Here is a 17,598-nt window from a genome sequence, read left to right as displayed (position 1 = left end):
GACATCACTTATGAATTCCACTCCCGACGCTTCTTCCCGTCCTTCGATCCGTGCGTTGACCCTGCTTGAAGGACGCGTGCTCGGCGTGCTCGTCGAAAAGCAGCACACGGTGCCGGACAGCTATCCGCTTTCGCTGAACGCGCTGACCTTGGGCTGCAACCAGAAGACCGGCCGCGCGCCGGTCATGAACGCCACGGAAGCCGAGGTGCTGACCGCCGTCGACGGCCTGAAGCGGCTGAGCCTCGTGATGGAAGGCAGCAGCAGCCGCGTGCCGCGCTTCGAGCACAACATGAATCGCGTGCTCGGGCTGCCGAGCCAGTCGGCGGCGTTGCTGACCATCTTGCTGCTGCGTGGTCCGCAAACCGCGGCTGAATTGCGCCTGAACAGCGCGCGTCTGCATGGCTTCGCGGATATCTCGTCGGTCGAGGCGTTTCTCGACGAACTCGCGGCCAACGACCCGCCACGGGTCGTGAAACTTGCCCGCGTGCCGGGCGAGCGCGAGAACCGCTGGATGCATCTGCTGTGCGGTGAAGTGAGCGTGAGCGAATTGGCGCAGCCGGGCGATGAAGACGACTCGGTGCCGTTGTCCGCGTTCGAGGCAGTCAAGGCCGAACAGAAGCGTCTCGCCGACGAAGTGAGCCGGCTGCAGACCTTGGTACGCCGCATGGCGGCGGAGCTGGGTATCGATGCCGGCGATCTCACGGCAGGCGAATAGCGTTCGCATGGCCTGTCGCGCATGATCTCAGCGCGGCAGGCGGGAAAGCGGCAAGCCTAGAACTTGTAGTTCACGGAAGCGAGCGTATTGAGTTCGAAGCGCTTTTCGGTAATCGGGCTGTTCGCTGCATCATGCTGAAGACGCCCGAAGGTCGCGGCGACCGAACCGTTCCAGTGGCGCGAAAAATCGTACGTCACCATCGCGTTCATATGAATGTCCCGCACGCCCGCGCTCGTTCGGTAGGTGGGCAGTCCCGACGCGGCGCTTTGCTGGTCCGACACGCCGAAGAAGGTCCGCGTATAGGTGCCGTTCGCCCACGTGAAACCCGGACCGACTGAAAACAGCCAGCCGCCCGCCGGCGCCGACGCCAGTACGTCGGTGCTGACAGTCGTCCCTTGATGATGTCCGGCGATGTCCTGATACAACTCGACCGAGCCCGTGAATGCCCACCATGTGTAGTCGGCGAACAGCTTCAGCTTGGGGCCGCCGTCCACGTCGCCGAGACCGTGCAGGCGCGGATCGTCCGACTCCTTGCGCGACTGGAAATCGAAACTCAGCGCGGCGCCCACGTGATACGCGGGACCACGCAGCACATTCACGCCGAGCACGTCCGGGCCTTGTGAGAAGAACCGGTCGTCGTAAGAGATATCGAGCGCCGGGAAGGGGATGTAGCTCAGCTGCCGCGAGCCCGGATATTTCGGCGTTATCACGACGCCGGGGCCGACGCCGATCTTCCATTTGCTGTCGGCGGACGTGCTTGTGACAGTGCTCGTGCCGGTATCAGCACCTGCATTCGCGTTTAAAGCGGTGTCGTCGGCGTGGGCGGCGGGTGCCGCCGAAAGACCCAGCGCTGCGGCGAGCAGCAACGATGCCGGCGTCGGTCTCACAGGTTTGCGCGCCGTCATGCGCGTTCCTTGCCGAGCGCCGCAAGTTGCCTGAGACGGCGCGCCAGCGCCTTTGAGACGACGGGTTGTTTGCCGCCTTCGTCGCCGCTGTGAGCGGCTTCGCTTTCGCGCAAAAACAGCGCGGTTTCGCGCGCGACGATCTCGCGCTCGTTGTCCGACGTGATCATGTGATACGAATCATCCAGCCAGATCGTGCGCAAGAAGGCCGCGCCGATATGTCCGGCGACGAAGCGGGCATTACGCGGGCTCGAGGTTTCATCGTCGATTGCATGGACGATCAGGCAATCGGTCTTGATGTCGCGCACAAGCGCGCGCACATTCGACGCGAGGCGGCTCGCTTCGTGCAGCGCAGGCAGCGAGATCGTCGACGGCCCGACTTCGCTGAAATCGCTGCGTTGCATGGCGCGGGCGATCTTTGCCCGGAGCGCTTCGTTGCGCAGGCCGAACGGCGCGGCTTCGCGATAGCGCCAGCGTTTGCGTAGCGGCGTGTAGTACGCCCAGTCGAGCAGGAAGCGATACCACGGCATCGCCCAGCCGTCGTACGAGAGCGTGAGCGAAAGCAGCACGAGCGACTGCGCCTGCGGCCGGCGCTGCGCCAGCGCGAGCGCCAACGCCGCGCCAATCGACAGGCCGCAGATCGACACGCGCGTGAAGCGCGCGGCCAGCGCGTCGTACTCGCGCACGGCGGCCTCGATCCACGTTTCCATCGCGGCTTCGTCGGAACCGGCGCTATAGCCGGGCAACAACGGCGCGCAGGTGGTGAAGCCTTCGGCGTTCAGAAAGCGCGCGAGGAAGCGCAATTCGAGCGGCGAACTCGAGAGGCCGTGCAACATCAGCACGGCATGGTCGTCGCCGGGGAAGAACAGGGCGCTCGGCTGGCTGGTCGGCCGGGTGGTCGGCTGGCTCATGGTTCAGGTTCCGATCCGCAGCACGAGGAAGTCGCCGGCGTGCGTCGTGAAACGCTCGCACACGCATTCGGTGAGCTTCGCGGCGCCGTCGCCGCTTTTCATGCGTACGCGATGGCTGCCCGGCCACAGTGCCTTGCTAAGCCGCGCAATGTCGTCGGGATCAGCGTCGGCAAAGCGCGGGCCCGGAGCGATTTCATTGGGCAAACGCGGTAGCGCGCTTTGCGGCTTGAGGTCGTCCACCGGCTGCAAGGCGTTGCGCTCGAGCGCCTGAATGAAAATAAAGGTCTTGTGATGATGCGACAGATGCCGCAGCAGTCGATGCGTTTCGTCGACGGCGCGCCGCGCCAGCATGCGTTCGTTATCATGACGCAGCAGCATTTCATAGCGCGACTGCGCGACCGACGCAATGAGCTCCGCGCGAAATTGCGAGCGCCGCAAACGCTCGATCAGAACGATCACCAGCAGCGTGACGAGCGGATAGGAAATCACCAGCGCCAGGTCCGCGCGATCGAATACGGTAATGTCCGCGTAAGGCGGCACGAATAGATAGTCGGCAATGCACAGGCCGAGCAGCATGACCGTCAATGCCGGCGCCAGCCCGAAAAAATATTCGACCAGCGATGCCGCAATACAAAAGGCGGAGCCCGGCAGAAATGGGCCGATGAAGGGGTGGAGCAACAGACGCACACCGCTGGCAATCGCCAATGCGGCCGCGGCGGCAAGCCAGGCGCGCGTTCCCCGTGGTGCCCAGCGTCGGGCGTTCTGAACTTCCATGATATTTATTTATGGGGAGCGACGGCGCTTCCCGATTGAGTGTGACACGCGCATTCGAGCGTAGGCCGGACAATACCATAAGCGCGCTGACTTAAAATCGGGCAAGTGTAAAATTTGAATGTTCAGGCGCAAAGGGTGTATTTCGATTGGCTGACAAAATAGACGCTTGGTGAAGCGGGCTATTTTCAACGTGACGAATGATGGGGTATCCGACCTTAAGTGACGCTTAAGCGTAATTGCGCGGTGCTTGCGAGGGCTTTGGGCCGTGCCCTGAAAATCGTGCGAGGCGCTTTCGCGTCCACAGCGCATGAACAAAGACGCAAGCCGGCGCGTTCGGCATTCGTAATGTACTTGTATTCGATCTGTGCTAATTCCGGTTAAGGCTATTTACACAAGACACAAAACATTTACGACGATCCGGTGACGTATTAGTCGCCGCGCTTGCGCTGCGCATCCGCGGACAGCGTTCGCTGCGTGCGGTAGAAAACGCGCGGCGGCACGTTGGGGGAATCTTCGGCGAGCCGGTCGAGTTCGTCGCGGATGGCGGTGAGGTAGTGGCCGTCGCGCGCATCGGCATCGCCCGCGTAAATCGCTTCGAGGCGGCGGCGCACCGCGCCATAGCGTGCGCCGGCCGCGCGATGTTTCTCGGCGCGCTCGGCGTAGCGCAGGAATGTTTGCAACGCGGCCGAGACCGCGGCCGTTACGCTCACGAGGCCGACTAAAATCCTGAGTCCCGGCGAAACCGCCGACAGATTCAGCGATGCAAACACCGCCGTGCCCACGAAAGCGGTGAGGGCGGTCACGAGCCAGCCGACCTTGCGGTCGCGCGCCGACAGCAGATCGGCCATGTCGTAATGGCTCATCTGGGATTCGCGTGCGCGCCGGATCCACTTCAACAGGAGTTGGTTTTCGTCGACCGGCGGCTCGTAGGCAGGCAAGTTCTTCATGTCGCTCGTCAGGGCTGTTCGGTTGCGCAAGCTTGGCGCGTGCGTCTGACGATACTTTGCCACATGAAGCGGGCGACCCGCGCGGCAACGGTCCTTATGCCGTTGCCGTGGCCGCTTCGGTTGCCAACACCTGTTCTCGCGCCACGCCGAAGCGCTCGCTGTGCGCGTTACCGTTAAGGTAAAAATCACCGATCGCGGCCTCGCGAATGATCGCGGGATTGTGCGACGCCAGCACGCGTGCATTGCGCCAGTAGCGGTCGAAACGGCGCGTCTCGCTGGTTGCCGATGCGCCGCCCACTTCAAACAGCAGTGTGGCCGCCTGCAACGTCTGCTCGATGACGATCTGTTGCGCCTGGAAGGTCTGAATGTCGAGGTTGATGTAAGTCTGTTCGTTGGTGCGGCCTTCCTGGCGCGCGACCGAGACGTCGTCGATGGCACGCGCGAGCGACGCGCTGATGCTCTGCGTCGAGTAAGCCAGGCTCGCGAGCCGCCCGACCACGCGATGCACGAGCGGGTTGTCGCGCGGACTCGATTCGCCCGGCACACCGAAGGTGCGCGTTTTAGTTTGCGTGAACGCGACCGCATCGCGCAACGCTGCGCGGCTGATGCCCGCGAGGTTTGCGACATGCAGTGCCTGGTAGTAAGCCGTCAGCAGACTATTGCGACGCGGCTCGGAGGCATGATAGCGGCGGTAAAGATTGTCGAGCGAGACCGGCACGTGCGTGAAGCGCGCCGTGCCGCTGCCCGTGAGCCGTTGTCCGAAACCATCCCAATCGTCGATGCGTTCGAGGCCTGGCGTATCGGCTTTGACGAGCACGCGCACATCGCTCTGGCCGTCGTGCGCGGTGACGTCTACCCAGTCGGCGTAGAGCGTGCCGGTGGTGTAGTACTTTTCGCCGTCGAGATGCCAGGCACCGCCGGTTTGCGTGAGACGCACGCTGTTGCTGGTGACGCCAGTGCGCTCCGACACCGCGCCACCGACTATCTCACCTCGCGCAATACGTGTGAGCCAACGGTCGCGCAACGCTTCGTCGTCTTGTTCCAGCAGCGATTCGATAAAGCCGCCGTGCACGCGCAGGATTTGCGGCAGATTCGAATCTGCTTCGCCGAGGCGCGTAACCAGCGCGAAGAACTGTGCCAGCGAGACGCCTTCGCCGCCGTATTGTCTGGGCACGCGCAGTTTGGTATAGCCGGCTTCGCGCAGCCACTCGACGGGCGCATAAGCGAGTTCGCGATGCTGCTCGCGCTCGACCGCGCCTTCAGCAATACGCGCGAAAACCGGCGCAAAGCGGCGAATCAGCGGGTTGTCGCCGAAGAGTTGCGCGGCGTCGGCAATGCTGTGATGCGGGTTTGTTGCTAGCTCAACTGCGGACATGGGTTCTCCGAAACAGGATGCGCGCGAGGCGCAATCAGAGAACGTTAAGGGACGCGGCAGGGTGCTAGCAACGAAGTATTTGGCCGATTCTTAGCAGCAGGAGTGAAATGGTTGTGGCACACGCCGCGATAAGCGGCGCGGCTTATTTCAGTGCCGCCACCGCGCGCCTGCGCGCCAGCAATCGCACGGCGAGCAGACACACGCCCATCACGGTCAGCGACAACACCGTCGTCATGGTGCCCAGCGCGTAGATCACGGGCGTGGTCACCGACGTGGTGAGACCCTGAAGCTCGAGCGGCAAGGTGTTCTGATCGCCGATCGCCTGCGAGGTGCGGGCAATTTCGTCCCATGAGAGCGTGAAGCCGAACATGGCGACACCCACCACCGAAGGGCCGATGATCGGCAGCACCACATGCCGGAAACTTTGCCAGGGCGTGGCGCCCAGATCGCGCGAGGCTTCTTCGTAAGCGGGATTGAAGCGGTTGAAGACCGCGAACATCACCAGCAAACCGAACGGCAGCGTCCACGTGAGATGCGCGCCGAGTGCGGAGGTGAACAAGCCCATCGACGTGGTGTAGCTGTCGGCGAAAGACTGATAGCCCCACGCGGTGGCGAAGTACTTCACGCCGTTATCCAGCAGACGGAATGTCAAACCGATGCCGAGCGACACGATAATGGACGGCATGATCAGACTGGCCACGGAGACGTAAAACACCGCTGTATCGCCGCGAAATTTTCTGCGAAACGCGAGACCCGCCGCGACGGAAAACAGCACCGTCAGTACCGTGACCGCCAACGCGAGCCGCACGGAACGCCCGAACGCACCCCAGATATCGACATCGCCCACACCGTCGCGCAGCATGGCGAACCAGTGCAGCGACACACCGCGCATCGGAAACGTGAGGCCGCCTTCGGGGCCCTGAAACGACAGAATGAAAATCGTGATCACAGGTCCGTAGAGAAACAGCACGAACAGGCCGAACAGCAGCGCGAGCCAATAGAAACTCGCCGGACGGTGTTCCCGATGTTTGAGACGAATGGCCTGCATCTTCACAACTCCTTGCGGATGTCGACGACCCGCGTCAAGCCCCACACGATCATCAACACAACGGCGAGCAGCATGATTGCGTTGGCCGCCGCCGCGGGAAATTGCAGGTAGCCGGTTTGCACCTGAATGATCTTGCCCACCGAGGCGATCTGCTGGCCGCCCATTACGCCGACGGTCAGAAAGTCGCCCATCACGATCGTGATGACGAAGATCGAACCGATCACGATGCCGGTTTTCGACAGCGGCAGAACCACGTCGCGCACCACTTGCCAGCCGCTTGCGCCGGCGTCGCGCGCGGCTTCCAGGAGGGAGCGGTCGATGCGCATCATCGCGTTGAAAATCGGCACGATCATGAAGAACGTGTAGAGGTGAACGAAGGCGAGCACCACCGAAAAGTTCGAATACAGCAGCCATTCCAGCGGCTGATCGATCAGATGCGCGCCGAGCAGCGCCTGATTGACGAGGCCGTTGCGTCCGAGCAGCGGCATCCACGAAATCATGCGGATCACGTTCGAGGTCCAGAACGGAATCGTGCAGACGAGGAACAGCACGGTCTGCATGCTCGTGGTGCGCACGTGGAACGCGAGGAAATAGGCGATCGAAAAGCCCAGCAGCAAGGTCACCGCCCACACGATCGCGCAGAACTTGAGCGTCGACCAGTATGTCTTGAAGGTGACACAAACATCCGTCAGCGACGAACAGCCGTTGAAGATCGCCGCATAGTTCTTCAGCGTGAACGCGGGAATGATCTGGTATTCGTTGAAGTCCCAGAAACTGACGATCAGCGTGATGACCAGCGGCACGATAAAAAACAGCAGGAACGTCAGCGAAAGTGGCGTTGCCTGCAACCACGCCGGCGCGCGGCGGTGTTTGACAGGCTCGTCCTGTGCGTGCGAGGGAAGCTCGATCGTTGCCATGGGCGTATTTCTAAAGAATGGACTATGCGTTCATTCGTACAGGTGGTGACAACCGGCGTGTCGCGTGCCGGCTGTCATCTCGAACCGCTGCGCCCGTCAGGCCGCGATGAACTCGTTCCACTTCTGGACCATATAGATGTTCTCGTCCATCACCGCGTTCCAGCAGGCAATCGCACCCATGCGCTGGTTGTACGAGCCGCCGTCGCGCACGGTGCCGGTCTTTTCGAGCAACTGGCCGTCCGGCGCCTTGATGTCCTGCGCTGCCGGCTTGCCTTCGATCCAGTAGTCCCATTCGTAGGGCTGCATGTGCGTTTTCGCGGTTTCCAGCACGCCCGAGTAATAGCCCTGACGCATCAGGTACGCACCCGCCCAGCCGTCCTGGAACCAGTTGACGAACTCATAGGCGGCGTCGAGCTTCTTGCCTTGCAGCGAACGCGGGAAACCGAAGCCCGACGCCCACGAACGGTAGCCTTCCTTGAGCGGCTGAAACTTGCAGGCGACACCCATGGTGCGCACCTTCGTGACCGCTGGCGACCACATCGACTGGATCACCACTTCGCCCGAGGCCATCAGGTTCACGCTCTCGTTGAAGTCCTTCCAGAACGCGCGAAACTGGCCGGCGCGTTTTGCTTCGATCAGGATCTTGATGGTCTGATCGATCTCGGCCTTGGTCATGTTGCCTTTGTCGCCGTATTTCATGTGGCCCATCGCCTCGATCGCCATGGCCGAGTCCATGATGCCGATCGCGGGAATGTTCAGTAGCGCCGCTTTGCCCTTGAACTGCGGATTGAGCAGTTCCGCCCAACTGTCAATGGGCCGCTTGATCAGGTCGGGCCGAATGCCGAGCGTGTCCGCGTTGTAGGTGGTGGGAATCAGCGTCATCCATTCGGTCGGCGTGGCGGAGAACTCCGTGGAGCGCGGGCCGGTGAGGAACATCACCTTCTTCGGCGCGGTGCCTTGATCGCCGATCTTCTTGCCGTTGACTTCGCCGCGCGTGAGCACCGGCGTGATCTTGTCGGCCAGCTTGATGCGCTTCGCGTCCATGCCGGCCAGCGTGCCGGCCGGAATCAACTTCTTGAGCGCGAAATATTCGGTGTCGACAATGTCGAACGAGTTCGGTTGCGTGATGATGCGTTTGGCGACGTCGTCGGTGGTCACCGGCACGTATTGAATCTCGATGCCGGTGTCTTCCTTGAATTTCTTCGCGATGTCGGCGCTCTGATTGACCGCCGTGCCGAGGTAGCGCAACGTGATTTTTTCCTGTGCCTGCACGTACGGAAAACCGGCAATGCCGGCCGCCGCCACCGCACCCTTGATGAACGTGCGGCGCGACAGGCCTTTTTCCTTCACATCGGTTGCAGCCGCTGCCGGGCTTTCGTTCGCTTCACTCATTGCTTTCTCCTCAGTTGACGTTCGATTGACGTTTGCTTATCGCTTGCTGGATGTTGCAGTCACGTCTGGACGACGCGGTTCGATATTCACTCGATACTCACGCCGCGAGCGGATGCGCGTCCCGCTCTTCCCACCAGACCACGACCCGCGCTTCGGGGCCGAGCCGCGCCGGATCGTAATCGCCATCGCTCACGAGCGAAACGAGTTCGGGCGAACCGTCGAGCGGGTCGAGCGTCACGCGCAGATGCGTGCCTTGATATTCAGCTTCGCGCACCGTGCAGGGCACGCCGCCGATGCGCGTCATGCCGTTGTCGCCGCTCGCGTTCTGCACCGGCGTAATGCCATGCGGCACGACGCGCAGATGATCGGCGCGCACGGTAAACGAGCGGCCATTGGTATTGAAGACGTTGTGACCGCCGAGGAATCGCGCGACGAACTCGGTGCGCGGACGGTTGAACACTTCGTGCGGCGTGCCGCTTTGCTCGATGCGTCCATGGCTCATCACCACGACGAGATCGGCGAGCGCCATCGCTTCTTCCTGGGAATGCGTGACGTGCACGAAAGTGATGCCGAGTTCTTTCTGCCAGCGCTTGAGTTCGGCGCGCATCTGCACGCGCAGGAACGGGTCGAGCGCGGAGAGCGGTTCGTCTAGCAATAAGCAACCCGGTTGATTCAGCAACGCGCGGGCAAGCGCGACCCGTTGCTGCTGGCCGCCGGATAGCTGCGCCGGTTTGCGCTCGGCATACGCCGACATGGCGACCAGTTCGAGCAGTTCGCCAGCGCGTTTGCGCCGTACGTCCTTGGCGATGCCGCGCATCTTCAGGCTGAACGCGACGTTGTCGAGCGCGCTCAGATGCGGGAACAGCGCATAGTTCTGGAACACCATGGCAGTGCCGCGAGCCGCGGGTTCGGCGCGCGTGACGTTGCGGCCGGCGATCAGAATGTCACCATCGGTGATCGATTCATGACCGGCGATCATGCGCAAGGTCGAGGTCTTGCCGCATCCCGATGGCCCGAGCAGGCAGCAGTACTGGCCACCGTCGATGCGCAGGTCGATCGCGTCGACTGCGAGCGAGTCGCCATATTGCTTCGACACGTGCACCAGTTCGATGTCGGCGGCTTTGGTTTCGAGCACCGTTGAAGCAGGCTGAATCATGAAGGGGTGTCCTCGTAAGCGACGAAAAAGCGGGGCGCAGAAAAAGCAACGCGGCGCTCAACGAGACCAGGCAAATGCAAGACATGTGCCATCGTTTGCATCGCGATAGCCGATTGATTGCCGACGCACCGGTGTGCTTAACGTCTACGAGTTGGCTCACATATTGCAAACGATCCGCAGCGTCGATCGTTAGCGATTCAAACGATTTTTTGCGCGATCGCGGTGCGTGCCGGGTCGGTCGCGGGGCATGAACTGGCCATTCCGGTTCATGCGCTCACGCGGCGCGGCGCTATTTCCCACCCACGGTTTCTTCAAATGAACGACATACGGAACATGCCCGCCGCCGAGAGTCGCGCGCATCAATTGCTGGCCACGCATGGCCGCTTCGCATACCGCCCGATCACCGACAGCGACGCGTACCGCTGGCCCGGCGGCAGCGGGCTCGCGGTCTATCTGGGTTTCAACATCGAACACTTTGCCTTTGGCGAAGGGCTGGGCGCCGCGCTCGGTCCGATCTCGCCGCAACCGGATGTGCTGAACCATAGCTGGCGCGAGTACGGCAATCGCGTCGGCGCGTGGCGCTGTATCGAGTTGTTCGATCAACTCGCGTTGCCCGTGGGCACGCTCATCAACACCGCGCTCTACGATCATTGCCCGGAGTTGATCGCGGCCTGCGTGGCGCGCGGTGACGAATTGATCGGCCACGGCCATACGAACGCGCACCGCCAGAGCGATCTCGATGAAGCCGGCGAACGGGAACTGCTTCTGCATTGCCGCGAACGGATCGCTGAAGTGTCCGGCATAGCGCCGCAAGGCTGGCTGTCGCCGTGGATTTCCGAGACCCATCTCACGCCCGATCTGCTCGCGGAAACCGGCTATCGCTACACGCTGAACTGGTGTCATGACGACCGTCCCGTGAGGATGGCCACACGCGGCGCGCCGCTCTGGTCGATTCCCTATCCGCAGGAACTCAACGATCTGCCGATGATGGTGGGCCGCCATATGGATGGCCGCGCGTTCGCCGATATGATCGTCGATCAGTTCGACGAGATGCTCGAACAGGCCAATCGCGGCGCGCAGCCGCAGTCGCTCGTGATGGGCATCGCGTTGCATCCGTATCTGGTGGGGCAGCCTTATCGTTTGCGGCATCTGCGCCGCGCACTCGAACATATCGCCTCGGCGCGCGCACGGGGCGACGTGTGGATCACCACGCCGGGGGCCATTGCGGATCATATGGACGCGCTGGAGCGCGACGGTGTCGTGCGTCCGGTCATCGCATGAACGCGAAAGCCGGCGCGGCCACCGCGAAAAAGCCCCTGAAAGACGATGCCGATCTCGACACGCGCATCTATCAATCGATCTTCGACGGCGTGTTGAATCACCGTCTGACGCCGGGCACGAAGCTGCCGGAGCCCGAGTTGTGCCAGTTGTTCGGCGTGGGCCGCGCGGTGGTGCGGCGCGTGCTGGAAAAGCTCGCGTATGACGGCATCGTCGTATTGCGGCCGAACAAAGGCGCGGTGATCGCCGAGCCCACGCCCGAGGAAACGCGTGAGATCTTCGAAGCGCGCCGCTCCGTCGAACGGATGCTGGTCGAACTGGCCGTGCAGCGGGCGAACGCCAAAGACATCAAGGCGTTGCGTCAACAGCTCGCGAGCGAGCATGAGGCGATGCATCGCTTCGACCAGCCTTCGTGGGCGACGCTCGCCAGCGGCTTTCATATGCGCATCGCTGCGCTGGCCGGCAATTCGATTCTGCAAAACTATCTGAAGGAACTGGTCTCGCGCTGCTCGCTGATTGTCGGCGTGTATGAGCCGCCAGGGCATGCGCCGTGCGAACACGCGGAGCACGCGGCGATCGTCGACTGCATCGAGGCGCGCGATGCGGCAGGCGCGATGGCGCATATGGAAGCGCATCTGCGCGACCTCGAAGAACGAATCGAAACCTCGCGCATGCGCGGGGAAAAGAGCCTCGGCCAGTTGCTCGGCATCACCGCATCCGTCACTCCCAACCGGGCGCCGACATGGAAATAGATTTCGAAGCGATCACCGAATACCAGCGCTACAAGCTGATGGCGAGCCTGATCGTGCCGCGTCCGATCGCGCTCGTCACCACGCTCGGCGCCGACGGCACGATCAACGCGGCGCCGTTTTCGATGTTCAACATGCTCGGCGAGGAGCCGCCGATCGTGATGATCAGCGTGAACCGCGTGGCCGACGGCACGCTCAAGGATACGGCGGTGAACATCGTGCGCACCGGCGAGTTCGTCGTGCATCTCGCCGACGAAGCCATTGCGGACAAAATGCACCGCTGCGGCGAACGATTGCCGCCGAACGTGAGCGAACTCGCCGAAGTCGGCCTGACGCCGGTGCCGAGTTCGCACGTCAAGCCGCCGCGAATCGCTGAAGCGCCCGTCGCGTTCGAGTGCACGACGTGGGAGACGCTGGAGACGACGAGCCGGCAGATTTTCATTGGACGCGTGCATCGGCTGCACGCTCGGGACGAGTTGATCGATACGCAAACGTGGCGTGTTCGGCTACAGCATTATTTTCCAGTGGGCCGCTTCGGCGCGAGCGACTATGTGACGACGCGGGACCGCTTCACCCTTGGGTGAGGTGCCGGCGTCCGTCACATAACCGCGCATCGCATCGCCTCACGTCACATCGCCTCACGTCACGTCGGATTACACCGCGAGCGCCCGGCCGTCGCTGCGCGGATCGTGCGCCCCCGTGGCCGAGCCGTCCGCCTCGATGCGAATCACGCCCGGATGCCCCGCCAACGGACTTTGCGCATCGATCGCGCTTACTTCATGTCCACGTGCGGCGAGCGCCGCGAACACGTCGGCGCCGGCGTCCGCTTCGAGTTTCAACGCGTCGCGCGTATCTGAGAACGTCTTGCCGAGCAGAAAACGCGGACGGGCGAGGGCGGTCAGCGGGTCCATGCCGTAGTCGATCAGCCGCGTGAGAATCGCCGCCAGCGTTTGCGGTTGGCCGTCCGCGCCTTGCGTGCCGAACAGCAATTGCGGGCGGCCGTTCTTCATATACATGCCGGGATTGAGCGTATGGAAAGGCCGCTTGCCCGGCTGCACGGCATTATGGTGCGCGGGGTTCGTGCTGAACGACGCGCCGCGGTTGTGCCACAGAATGCCGGTATCGCCCGCCACCACGCCGCTGCCCCAGTCGAAGTAGACCGTTTGCAGCACGCTCACGCTGCGGCCCTCGCGATCCGTCGCGCCGATGAACACCGTATCGCCCGGACGGAAAACATGCGGCCATGCGCGCGCTTTACGCGGATGGATCGAGCGGGCATGGGCGTCGAGCGTGGCGGGCGAGAGCATCTCGTCGACCGGCACGACGTTGAACTCCGGATCGCAGACGAAGCGGTCACGATCCACGAACGCGCATTTGACCGCTTCCACGAGCAGGTGATAGTAGTCGGCGCTGCCTTCTGGAATTGCGGAAAGATCGAAGCGTTCCAGCGTGCCCATGATCTGCAAGGTCGTTATGCCTTGCGTGGGCGGCCGCAAGCTCACCAGTTCGCCACCGCGATAGGCGACGCGCAGCGGCGCTTCGTTGCGCGCATGCGTGCGGGCCAGATCGCTCGCACTGAGCGGCGAACCGGCTTGCCGGAGGCCATGGGCGATGCGCTCAGCCAGCTCGCCTTCATAGAACTCACGCGCGCCGAAACGCGCAATACGGTCGAGGCTCTTTGCTAACGCTGGTTGAGTGAAGCGCGCGTCGATCGCGGGAATGTGGCCGTGCGGCGCGAAGGTCGCCGCGAAGCCGGGCAACGCCTGCAATTCATTGGCGCGCAGGGTTTGCCAGAAATGCTGCGACGGCGTGACAGGAAAACCGTCGGCGGCAAGTTCGAGTGCACGGTCGAACAGCGACGGCCACGACTGCATGCCGCCCCAAACGTTTTGGCTGATTTCGTATGCCTGGCTCCATGTATCGACGGTCGCGGCGGTGGTAATTGCAGAAGCCGGGCCGCGCAATGGAATTGCACCGTCGAACGCGGGCAGTTGCGCCGCGGCCTGGCCGATGCCCGATAGCGTGCGCAACGTCCCTTGCCGGTCGCCGATCACCCAGAAGGCGTCGCCGCCAAGGCCGGTGAAATGCGGGTAGGTCACGCACAGCGCGGCGCCGATCGCGATGGCCGCTTCGATGGCATTGCCGCCCGCGCGCAGGACATCGCGGCCGGCCTCGCTGGCTAGCGCATGGGGACTGGTGACCATGCCGCCGCGAGCGCCGGCGGGTTGTGGATTGTGCATCGATGCTCCGCTACTGAGGGTGCGCGAGAACGTGTCGCGAGTATAGATCGCGCGCGAGGCTCAGCAACGCGCGATCGCTGCCGCGCGCACCGATCAGCGAGAGCGCTAGCGGCCGGTCGAGTGCATCGTTGAACGGAAGCGTGATCTGCGGCAGGCCGCCGAACGCGGCGAGTGAGTTCATGGTGAGCGAGTCTTCGTAGAAGCGGCCGATTGCTTCGCCCGAGGCGTCTTTCCGCAATAACGAAACGGGCGTGGTGGGCATGACCAGTACCGTGTTTTCCTCTTCTTTGAACAACGAGTCCAACGCGCTGCGTAACTCCTGAAGAACGGTGCGCCATTGCGTTGCCCGCTGTCTGTCGAGTGTTTCCAACCGCGCAAAGCGCGGCGCGATGGATGGCCCGAAGCGCGGCTGCGTCGATCGAATCCATTCGCCCAGCGAGGCGTCGATTTCGAGGTCCTGCACGGCCTGATAACACGCGAGCCAGCGAGCGCCGCCACCGCTGAACACATTGCGCAAGCTTTGCGCGCCGAGCGATTCAGCCAGCGCGGTGAGTCGCGCCGCGTCGTCGGGTTCATTGCGCTCGCGAGCCGCGAACGCTTCGGCGACGCGGGTTAGGCGAACCGGCCTATTTAAAGAAGCGCCATCACCGCGCGACATCACCGGCAACAACACATCGCCCACTGCCTGCAATACAGCGATCGACCGCGCGAACCAGCCAACCGTGTCGAAGCACGGCGCGAACGGCAGCACGCCGTCGAGTGCGATCGCGCCATGACTCGGCCGCATGCCGAACAGGCCGCAGAACGCGGCGGGGACGCGCACCGAGCCGCCGGTATCGGTGCCCAACGCGAAGTCCACGTCGCCATTCGCTACCGCCGACGCCGATCCGCTCGACGATCCGCCCGGCAGTGCTTGCGGCCAGCGCGGATTGAGCGGCGTGCCGTAGTGATGATTCTCGCCTTCGAGGCTATAGGCGAGTTCGTCGGTGATCGTCTTGCCGTCGAGCGTCGCGCCGGCCGCCAACAGCGCGTCGACACATGGCGCGTGAACGCGAGCCGCCGCGTGAGTCGAAAGCCAGTCGGGATTGCCGCCGCCGGTCGGTTCGCCGGCGACGTCGATCAGATCCTTGACCGCAAAGCGCAGGCCGTCCAGCGGACCGCTCGCCGTCGCGGCGGCCTGCACGCGGGAGCCCGGAATGAACGCGCTCATGCGGCGTCCGACAAGGCATCGACGATTCGCGCGGAATCCGTGACGAAGCCAAAGCACTTCTTCACGTTCCAGACGGCCGCTTCCGTACAGAAGTCCGGCGACGACGTCGCGCAGCAGTCTTCCACCAGCACGCAACCGTAGCCGAGGAAGTTGGCGTCGGTGAGCGAATGCAGCACGCACTGATCGGTATTCACGCCCGCGAACAGCACGGTGCGAATGCCGAGGTTGCGCAGGATGCTGTCGAGCGGCGTGTCCCAGAAGCCGCTGATCCGGTACTTGTCCACGCAGATGTCCTGCGGCAGCGGCGCGAGTTCATCGACCACCGCCGCGGCCCACGAATCCTTTTCGAGCACGTGCGAACCGTTGCTCGCGAGCGGCTCGCCCAAGCCGGTTCCCGTTCCCGTCGGCTTATATAGATGCAACTGATTCGGCGGCATGTTGGCGAGGTCGGGCCGGTTGCCCCAATTGACCCAGATGACCGGCACGCCGCTTTTGCGCAGCACCGGCAGCAAGCGCTGCAATGGTGCAATCGGCGCGCGGTCGACCGCGAAATCGCCCCCAATCTGGGCAACCCAACCTCCGTTGGTGCAGAAGTCGTTCTGCATGTCGATCACGATAATGGCCGTGCTGCGCAGATCGATACGGACATTTTGCGGCTCGCACGGCAGTGTCGCGACGACGGGTTCAGGCGCGGGCAACGACATGTCGACGAGCGTTTCACTCGCGCTCCAGCGAGGCCGGCCGTCGCGGCCCAACTGACCGGAAACGCTTGTGCCGTATGCGTCGTGCTGTTTCATTGAGAACTCTCCATTGGTTTGGAATCGCTAGTGAAAGCGGGTCGCGTGGATGGCGCGACGCACTGCTTGTGTGTGCTTCGAATCGCTTCAGCGGGCAGGTTGAAAACAAGCAGCACGTGCCGCTAAATCGATCGCATGGCATCGAAGTTGCATTGGTTTCGTTCATGAATAACCTACTTACCCAAACCAAACGCAAAAGGAATGCCAGAATGTCGATCGCCACGCTCAAAACTCTCGCGACCTGCGTCGTCGCGCTCGCCGCATCCACCAGTGCGATCCATGCCGTCGCCGCCGATCCGCTGCGTGTCGGTGTGCTGATTCCGGGTTCGAAGTCGGACAAGGGCTGGATGGAATCCGGTTACGACGGCCTCGTCGCGGCGCAGAAGGAACTCGGCCCGAAGCTCAAGACGCAGATGATCGAGAACATCAACTACGCCGACATGGAGCAGGCGCTGACCAATCTCGCGTCGAAGAACCAGTTGGTGATCGGCGTCGGCGGGCAGACCCAGGCGTCGGTGCTGAAGATCGCGAAGCGTTTTCCCAATGTGAAGTTCGCGATCGTCGGCGGCAACAAGGGGCAGGACATGCCGCCGAACGTGGCGGGCTATGACGTCAAGCAGGCGGAGATCGCCTACGTCGCCGGCGCGGCCGCGGCGATGCTGTCGAAGAACGGCGCGGTGAGTTACGTGGGCGGCATGGAGATTCCGTCCATCGTCAACGCCGGCAAGGAGTTCGGCAACGGCGCGCGCTCCATCAATCCGAAGATCAAATACTTCGAGAGCTACACCGGTGACTTCGACAACGTGTCGAAGGCCAAGGAAGCGACGCTCGCGGCGATCTCGCAAGGCGCGGACGTCCACTATCACATTCTCAATCTCGGCTTGCGCGGCATGGAGCAGGCGGCCAGCGAGAAGCACACGCACGTGATCGGCAGCTATACGGACCGCTGCGGCACGGACCCGCTGTATATCGCGTATTCGATTACGGGCGTCGGCTATCAGGTGCAATACGCGATCGACCAGATGGCGGCCGGCACCTGGCAGCCGGGCTATAAGGCCTTCGGCCTGGCGATGGGACCGAAAGCGTCGGGCATGGTGGTGTGCTCGCCGACGCCGCAGATGTCGACGAAGATCAAGCAGATCGAACAGGACATCGAAAGCGGCAAGATCAAGGTCTCCGAAGGCTGA

At 62.9% G+C, this 17,598-nt stretch carries 17 protein-coding genes; 5 read left to right on the top strand and 12 right to left on the bottom strand.

Annotation, left to right across the window (positions count from 1 at the left end):
- Nucleotides 1–10: 10 nt before the first annotated feature.
- Entirely contained in the window at nucleotides 11–715 is a 705-nt protein-coding gene (locus BPHYT_RS26165) for a YceH family protein (protein ID WP_012427132.1), read from the top strand.
- A 56-nt stretch (nucleotides 716–771) separates the two neighbouring features.
- Here BPHYT_RS26165 and BPHYT_RS26160 read toward each other — a convergent pair whose 3' ends face one another.
- From BPHYT_RS26160 to BPHYT_RS26120, 9 genes are all read right to left on the bottom strand, one after another.
- Nucleotides 772–1,620, bottom strand: coding sequence for a MipA/OmpV family protein (locus BPHYT_RS26160; RefSeq protein ID WP_012427131.1), 849 nt, complete (start codon nucleotides 1,618–1,620; stop codon nucleotides 772–774).
- Entirely contained in the window at nucleotides 1,617–2,528 is a 912-nt protein-coding gene (locus tag BPHYT_RS26155; RefSeq protein ID WP_012427130.1) for an alpha/beta hydrolase, read from the bottom strand. The genes BPHYT_RS26160 and BPHYT_RS26155 overlap by 4 nt, the downstream gene beginning before the upstream one ends.
- Before the next feature lie 3 nt (nucleotides 2,529–2,531).
- The gene (locus tag BPHYT_RS26150) at nucleotides 2,532–3,302 is read right to left on the bottom strand and encodes a DUF4118 domain-containing protein (protein WP_012427129.1); all 771 of its coding nucleotides are present in this window, start codon (nucleotides 3,300–3,302) and stop codon (nucleotides 2,532–2,534) included.
- Nucleotides 3,303–3,730: 428 nt separating this feature from the next.
- Nucleotides 3,731–4,249, bottom strand: coding sequence for an SLATT domain-containing protein (locus BPHYT_RS26145; RefSeq protein WP_012427128.1), 519 nt, complete (start codon nucleotides 4,247–4,249; stop codon nucleotides 3,731–3,733).
- 94 nt (nucleotides 4,250–4,343) lie between these two features.
- Nucleotides 4,344–5,624, bottom strand: coding sequence for an acyl-CoA dehydrogenase family protein (locus tag BPHYT_RS26140; RefSeq protein ID WP_012427127.1), 1,281 nt, complete (start codon nucleotides 5,622–5,624; stop codon nucleotides 4,344–4,346).
- A gap of 142 nt (nucleotides 5,625–5,766) precedes the next feature.
- The gene (locus BPHYT_RS26135; RefSeq protein WP_012427126.1) at nucleotides 5,767–6,672 is read right to left on the bottom strand and encodes an ABC transporter permease; all 906 of its coding nucleotides are present in this window, start codon (nucleotides 6,670–6,672) and stop codon (nucleotides 5,767–5,769) included.
- A gap of 2 nt (nucleotides 6,673–6,674) precedes the next feature.
- Nucleotides 6,675–7,589: an ABC transporter permease gene (locus BPHYT_RS26130; RefSeq protein ID WP_012427125.1), complete on the bottom strand. Its 915-nt coding sequence runs from the start codon at nucleotides 7,587–7,589 to the stop codon at nucleotides 6,675–6,677.
- A gap of 96 nt (nucleotides 7,590–7,685) precedes the next feature.
- The gene (locus BPHYT_RS26125; protein WP_012427124.1) at nucleotides 7,686–8,981 is read right to left on the bottom strand and encodes an ABC transporter substrate-binding protein; all 1,296 of its coding nucleotides are present in this window, start codon (nucleotides 8,979–8,981) and stop codon (nucleotides 7,686–7,688) included.
- Between the two features lie 97 nt (nucleotides 8,982–9,078).
- Nucleotides 9,079–10,137, bottom strand: coding sequence for an ABC transporter ATP-binding protein (locus BPHYT_RS26120; protein ID WP_012427123.1), 1,059 nt, complete (start codon nucleotides 10,135–10,137; stop codon nucleotides 9,079–9,081).
- A gap of 315 nt (nucleotides 10,138–10,452) precedes the next feature.
- On the opposite strand from BPHYT_RS26120, the gene BPHYT_RS26115 reads away from it, so the two are divergent.
- The 3 genes from BPHYT_RS26115 to BPHYT_RS26105 are packed head-to-tail and all read left to right on the top strand — an operon-like array spanning nucleotide 10,453 to nucleotide 12,748.
- Nucleotides 10,453–11,418, top strand: a complete 966-nt coding sequence (locus BPHYT_RS26115; protein WP_012427122.1) for a polysaccharide deacetylase family protein — start codon at nucleotides 10,453–10,455, stop codon at nucleotides 11,416–11,418.
- Nucleotides 11,415–12,167 (top strand): GntR family transcriptional regulator, encoded by a 753-nt coding sequence (locus BPHYT_RS26110; RefSeq protein ID WP_012427121.1) that lies wholly within the window; start codon nucleotides 11,415–11,417, stop codon nucleotides 12,165–12,167. The genes BPHYT_RS26115 and BPHYT_RS26110 overlap by 4 nt, the downstream gene beginning before the upstream one ends.
- A complete protein-coding gene (locus tag BPHYT_RS26105; RefSeq protein WP_012427120.1) occupies nucleotides 12,158–12,748 on the top strand; it encodes a flavin reductase family protein in 591 nt (196 codons plus the stop codon). Before BPHYT_RS26110 ends, BPHYT_RS26105 begins: the two co-directional genes overlap by 10 nt.
- Before the next feature lie 69 nt (nucleotides 12,749–12,817).
- Here the strand turns inward: BPHYT_RS26105 and BPHYT_RS26100 are convergent, their stop codons facing one another.
- Genes BPHYT_RS26100 through BPHYT_RS26090 form a run of 3 tightly spaced genes read right to left on the bottom strand, consistent with a single transcriptional unit; the run spans nucleotide 12,818 to nucleotide 16,411 of the window.
- Nucleotides 12,818–14,404: a gamma-glutamyltransferase family protein gene (locus BPHYT_RS26100; protein WP_012427119.1), complete on the bottom strand. Its 1,587-nt coding sequence runs from the start codon at nucleotides 14,402–14,404 to the stop codon at nucleotides 12,818–12,820.
- Nucleotides 14,405–14,414: 10 nt separating this feature from the next.
- Nucleotides 14,415–15,614 (bottom strand): amidase, encoded by a 1,200-nt coding sequence (locus tag BPHYT_RS26095; RefSeq protein ID WP_012427118.1) that lies wholly within the window; start codon nucleotides 15,612–15,614, stop codon nucleotides 14,415–14,417.
- Nucleotides 15,611–16,411 (bottom strand): cysteine hydrolase, encoded by an 801-nt coding sequence (locus tag BPHYT_RS26090; RefSeq protein ID WP_012427117.1) that lies wholly within the window; start codon nucleotides 16,409–16,411, stop codon nucleotides 15,611–15,613. The genes BPHYT_RS26095 and BPHYT_RS26090 overlap by 4 nt, the downstream gene beginning before the upstream one ends.
- Nucleotides 16,412–16,620: 209 nt before the next feature.
- Between BPHYT_RS26090 and BPHYT_RS26085 the strand changes: the two genes are divergently transcribed.
- Nucleotides 16,621–17,598 carry a BMP family protein gene (locus BPHYT_RS26085; RefSeq protein WP_012427116.1) on the top strand — a complete coding sequence of 326 codons (978 nt, stop codon included), beginning with the start codon at nucleotides 16,621–16,623 and terminating at the stop codon, nucleotides 17,596–17,598.

Origin of the sequence: Paraburkholderia phytofirmans PsJN (assembly GCF_000020125.1) — a bacterium.
GTDB classification, from domain to species: Bacteria; Pseudomonadota; Gammaproteobacteria; order Burkholderiales; family Burkholderiaceae; genus Paraburkholderia; species Paraburkholderia phytofirmans.
Note: the sequence above shows the minus strand (reverse complement) of the source record. Positions and strands in the feature narration are given on the sequence as shown.

Coding starts and splice junctions, on each gene's coding strand:
- BPHYT_RS26100 (WP_012427119.1), bottom strand. CDS start 14,404: ATGCACAATCCACAACCCGCCGGCGCTCGCGGCGGCATGGTCACCAGT.
- BPHYT_RS26115 (WP_012427122.1), top strand. CDS start 10,453: ATGAACGACATACGGAACATGCCCGCCGCCGAGAGTCGCGCGCATCAA.
- BPHYT_RS26120 (WP_012427123.1), bottom strand. CDS start 10,137: ATGATTCAGCCTGCTTCAACGGTGCTCGAAACCAAAGCCGCCGACATC.
- BPHYT_RS26125 (WP_012427124.1), bottom strand. CDS start 8,981: ATGAGTGAAGCGAACGAAAGCCCGGCAGCGGCTGCAACCGATGTGAAG.
- BPHYT_RS26140 (WP_012427127.1), bottom strand. CDS start 5,624: ATGTCCGCAGTTGAGCTAGCAACAAACCCGCATCACAGCATTGCCGAC.
- BPHYT_RS26085 (WP_012427116.1), top strand. CDS start 16,621: ATGTCGATCGCCACGCTCAAAACTCTCGCGACCTGCGTCGTCGCGCTC.
- BPHYT_RS26160 (WP_012427131.1), bottom strand. CDS start 1,620: ATGACGGCGCGCAAACCTGTGAGACCGACGCCGGCATCGTTGCTGCTC.
- BPHYT_RS26105 (WP_012427120.1), top strand. CDS start 12,158: ATGGAAATAGATTTCGAAGCGATCACCGAATACCAGCGCTACAAGCTG.
- BPHYT_RS26095 (WP_012427118.1), bottom strand. CDS start 15,614: ATGAGCGCGTTCATTCCGGGCTCCCGCGTGCAGGCCGCCGCGACGGCG.
- BPHYT_RS26150 (WP_012427129.1), bottom strand. CDS start 3,302: ATGGAAGTTCAGAACGCCCGACGCTGGGCACCACGGGGAACGCGCGCC.
- BPHYT_RS26130 (WP_012427125.1), bottom strand. CDS start 7,589: ATGGCAACGATCGAGCTTCCCTCGCACGCACAGGACGAGCCTGTCAAA.
- BPHYT_RS26110 (WP_012427121.1), top strand. CDS start 11,415: ATGAACGCGAAAGCCGGCGCGGCCACCGCGAAAAAGCCCCTGAAAGAC.
- BPHYT_RS26090 (WP_012427117.1), bottom strand. CDS start 16,411: ATGAAACAGCACGACGCATACGGCACAAGCGTTTCCGGTCAGTTGGGC.
- BPHYT_RS26155 (WP_012427130.1), bottom strand. CDS start 2,528: ATGAGCCAGCCGACCACCCGGCCGACCAGCCAGCCGAGCGCCCTGTTC.
- BPHYT_RS26135 (WP_012427126.1), bottom strand. CDS start 6,672: ATGCAGGCCATTCGTCTCAAACATCGGGAACACCGTCCGGCGAGTTTC.
- BPHYT_RS26145 (WP_012427128.1), bottom strand. CDS start 4,249: ATGAAGAACTTGCCTGCCTACGAGCCGCCGGTCGACGAAAACCAACTC.
- BPHYT_RS26165 (WP_012427132.1), top strand. CDS start 11: ATGAATTCCACTCCCGACGCTTCTTCCCGTCCTTCGATCCGTGCGTTG.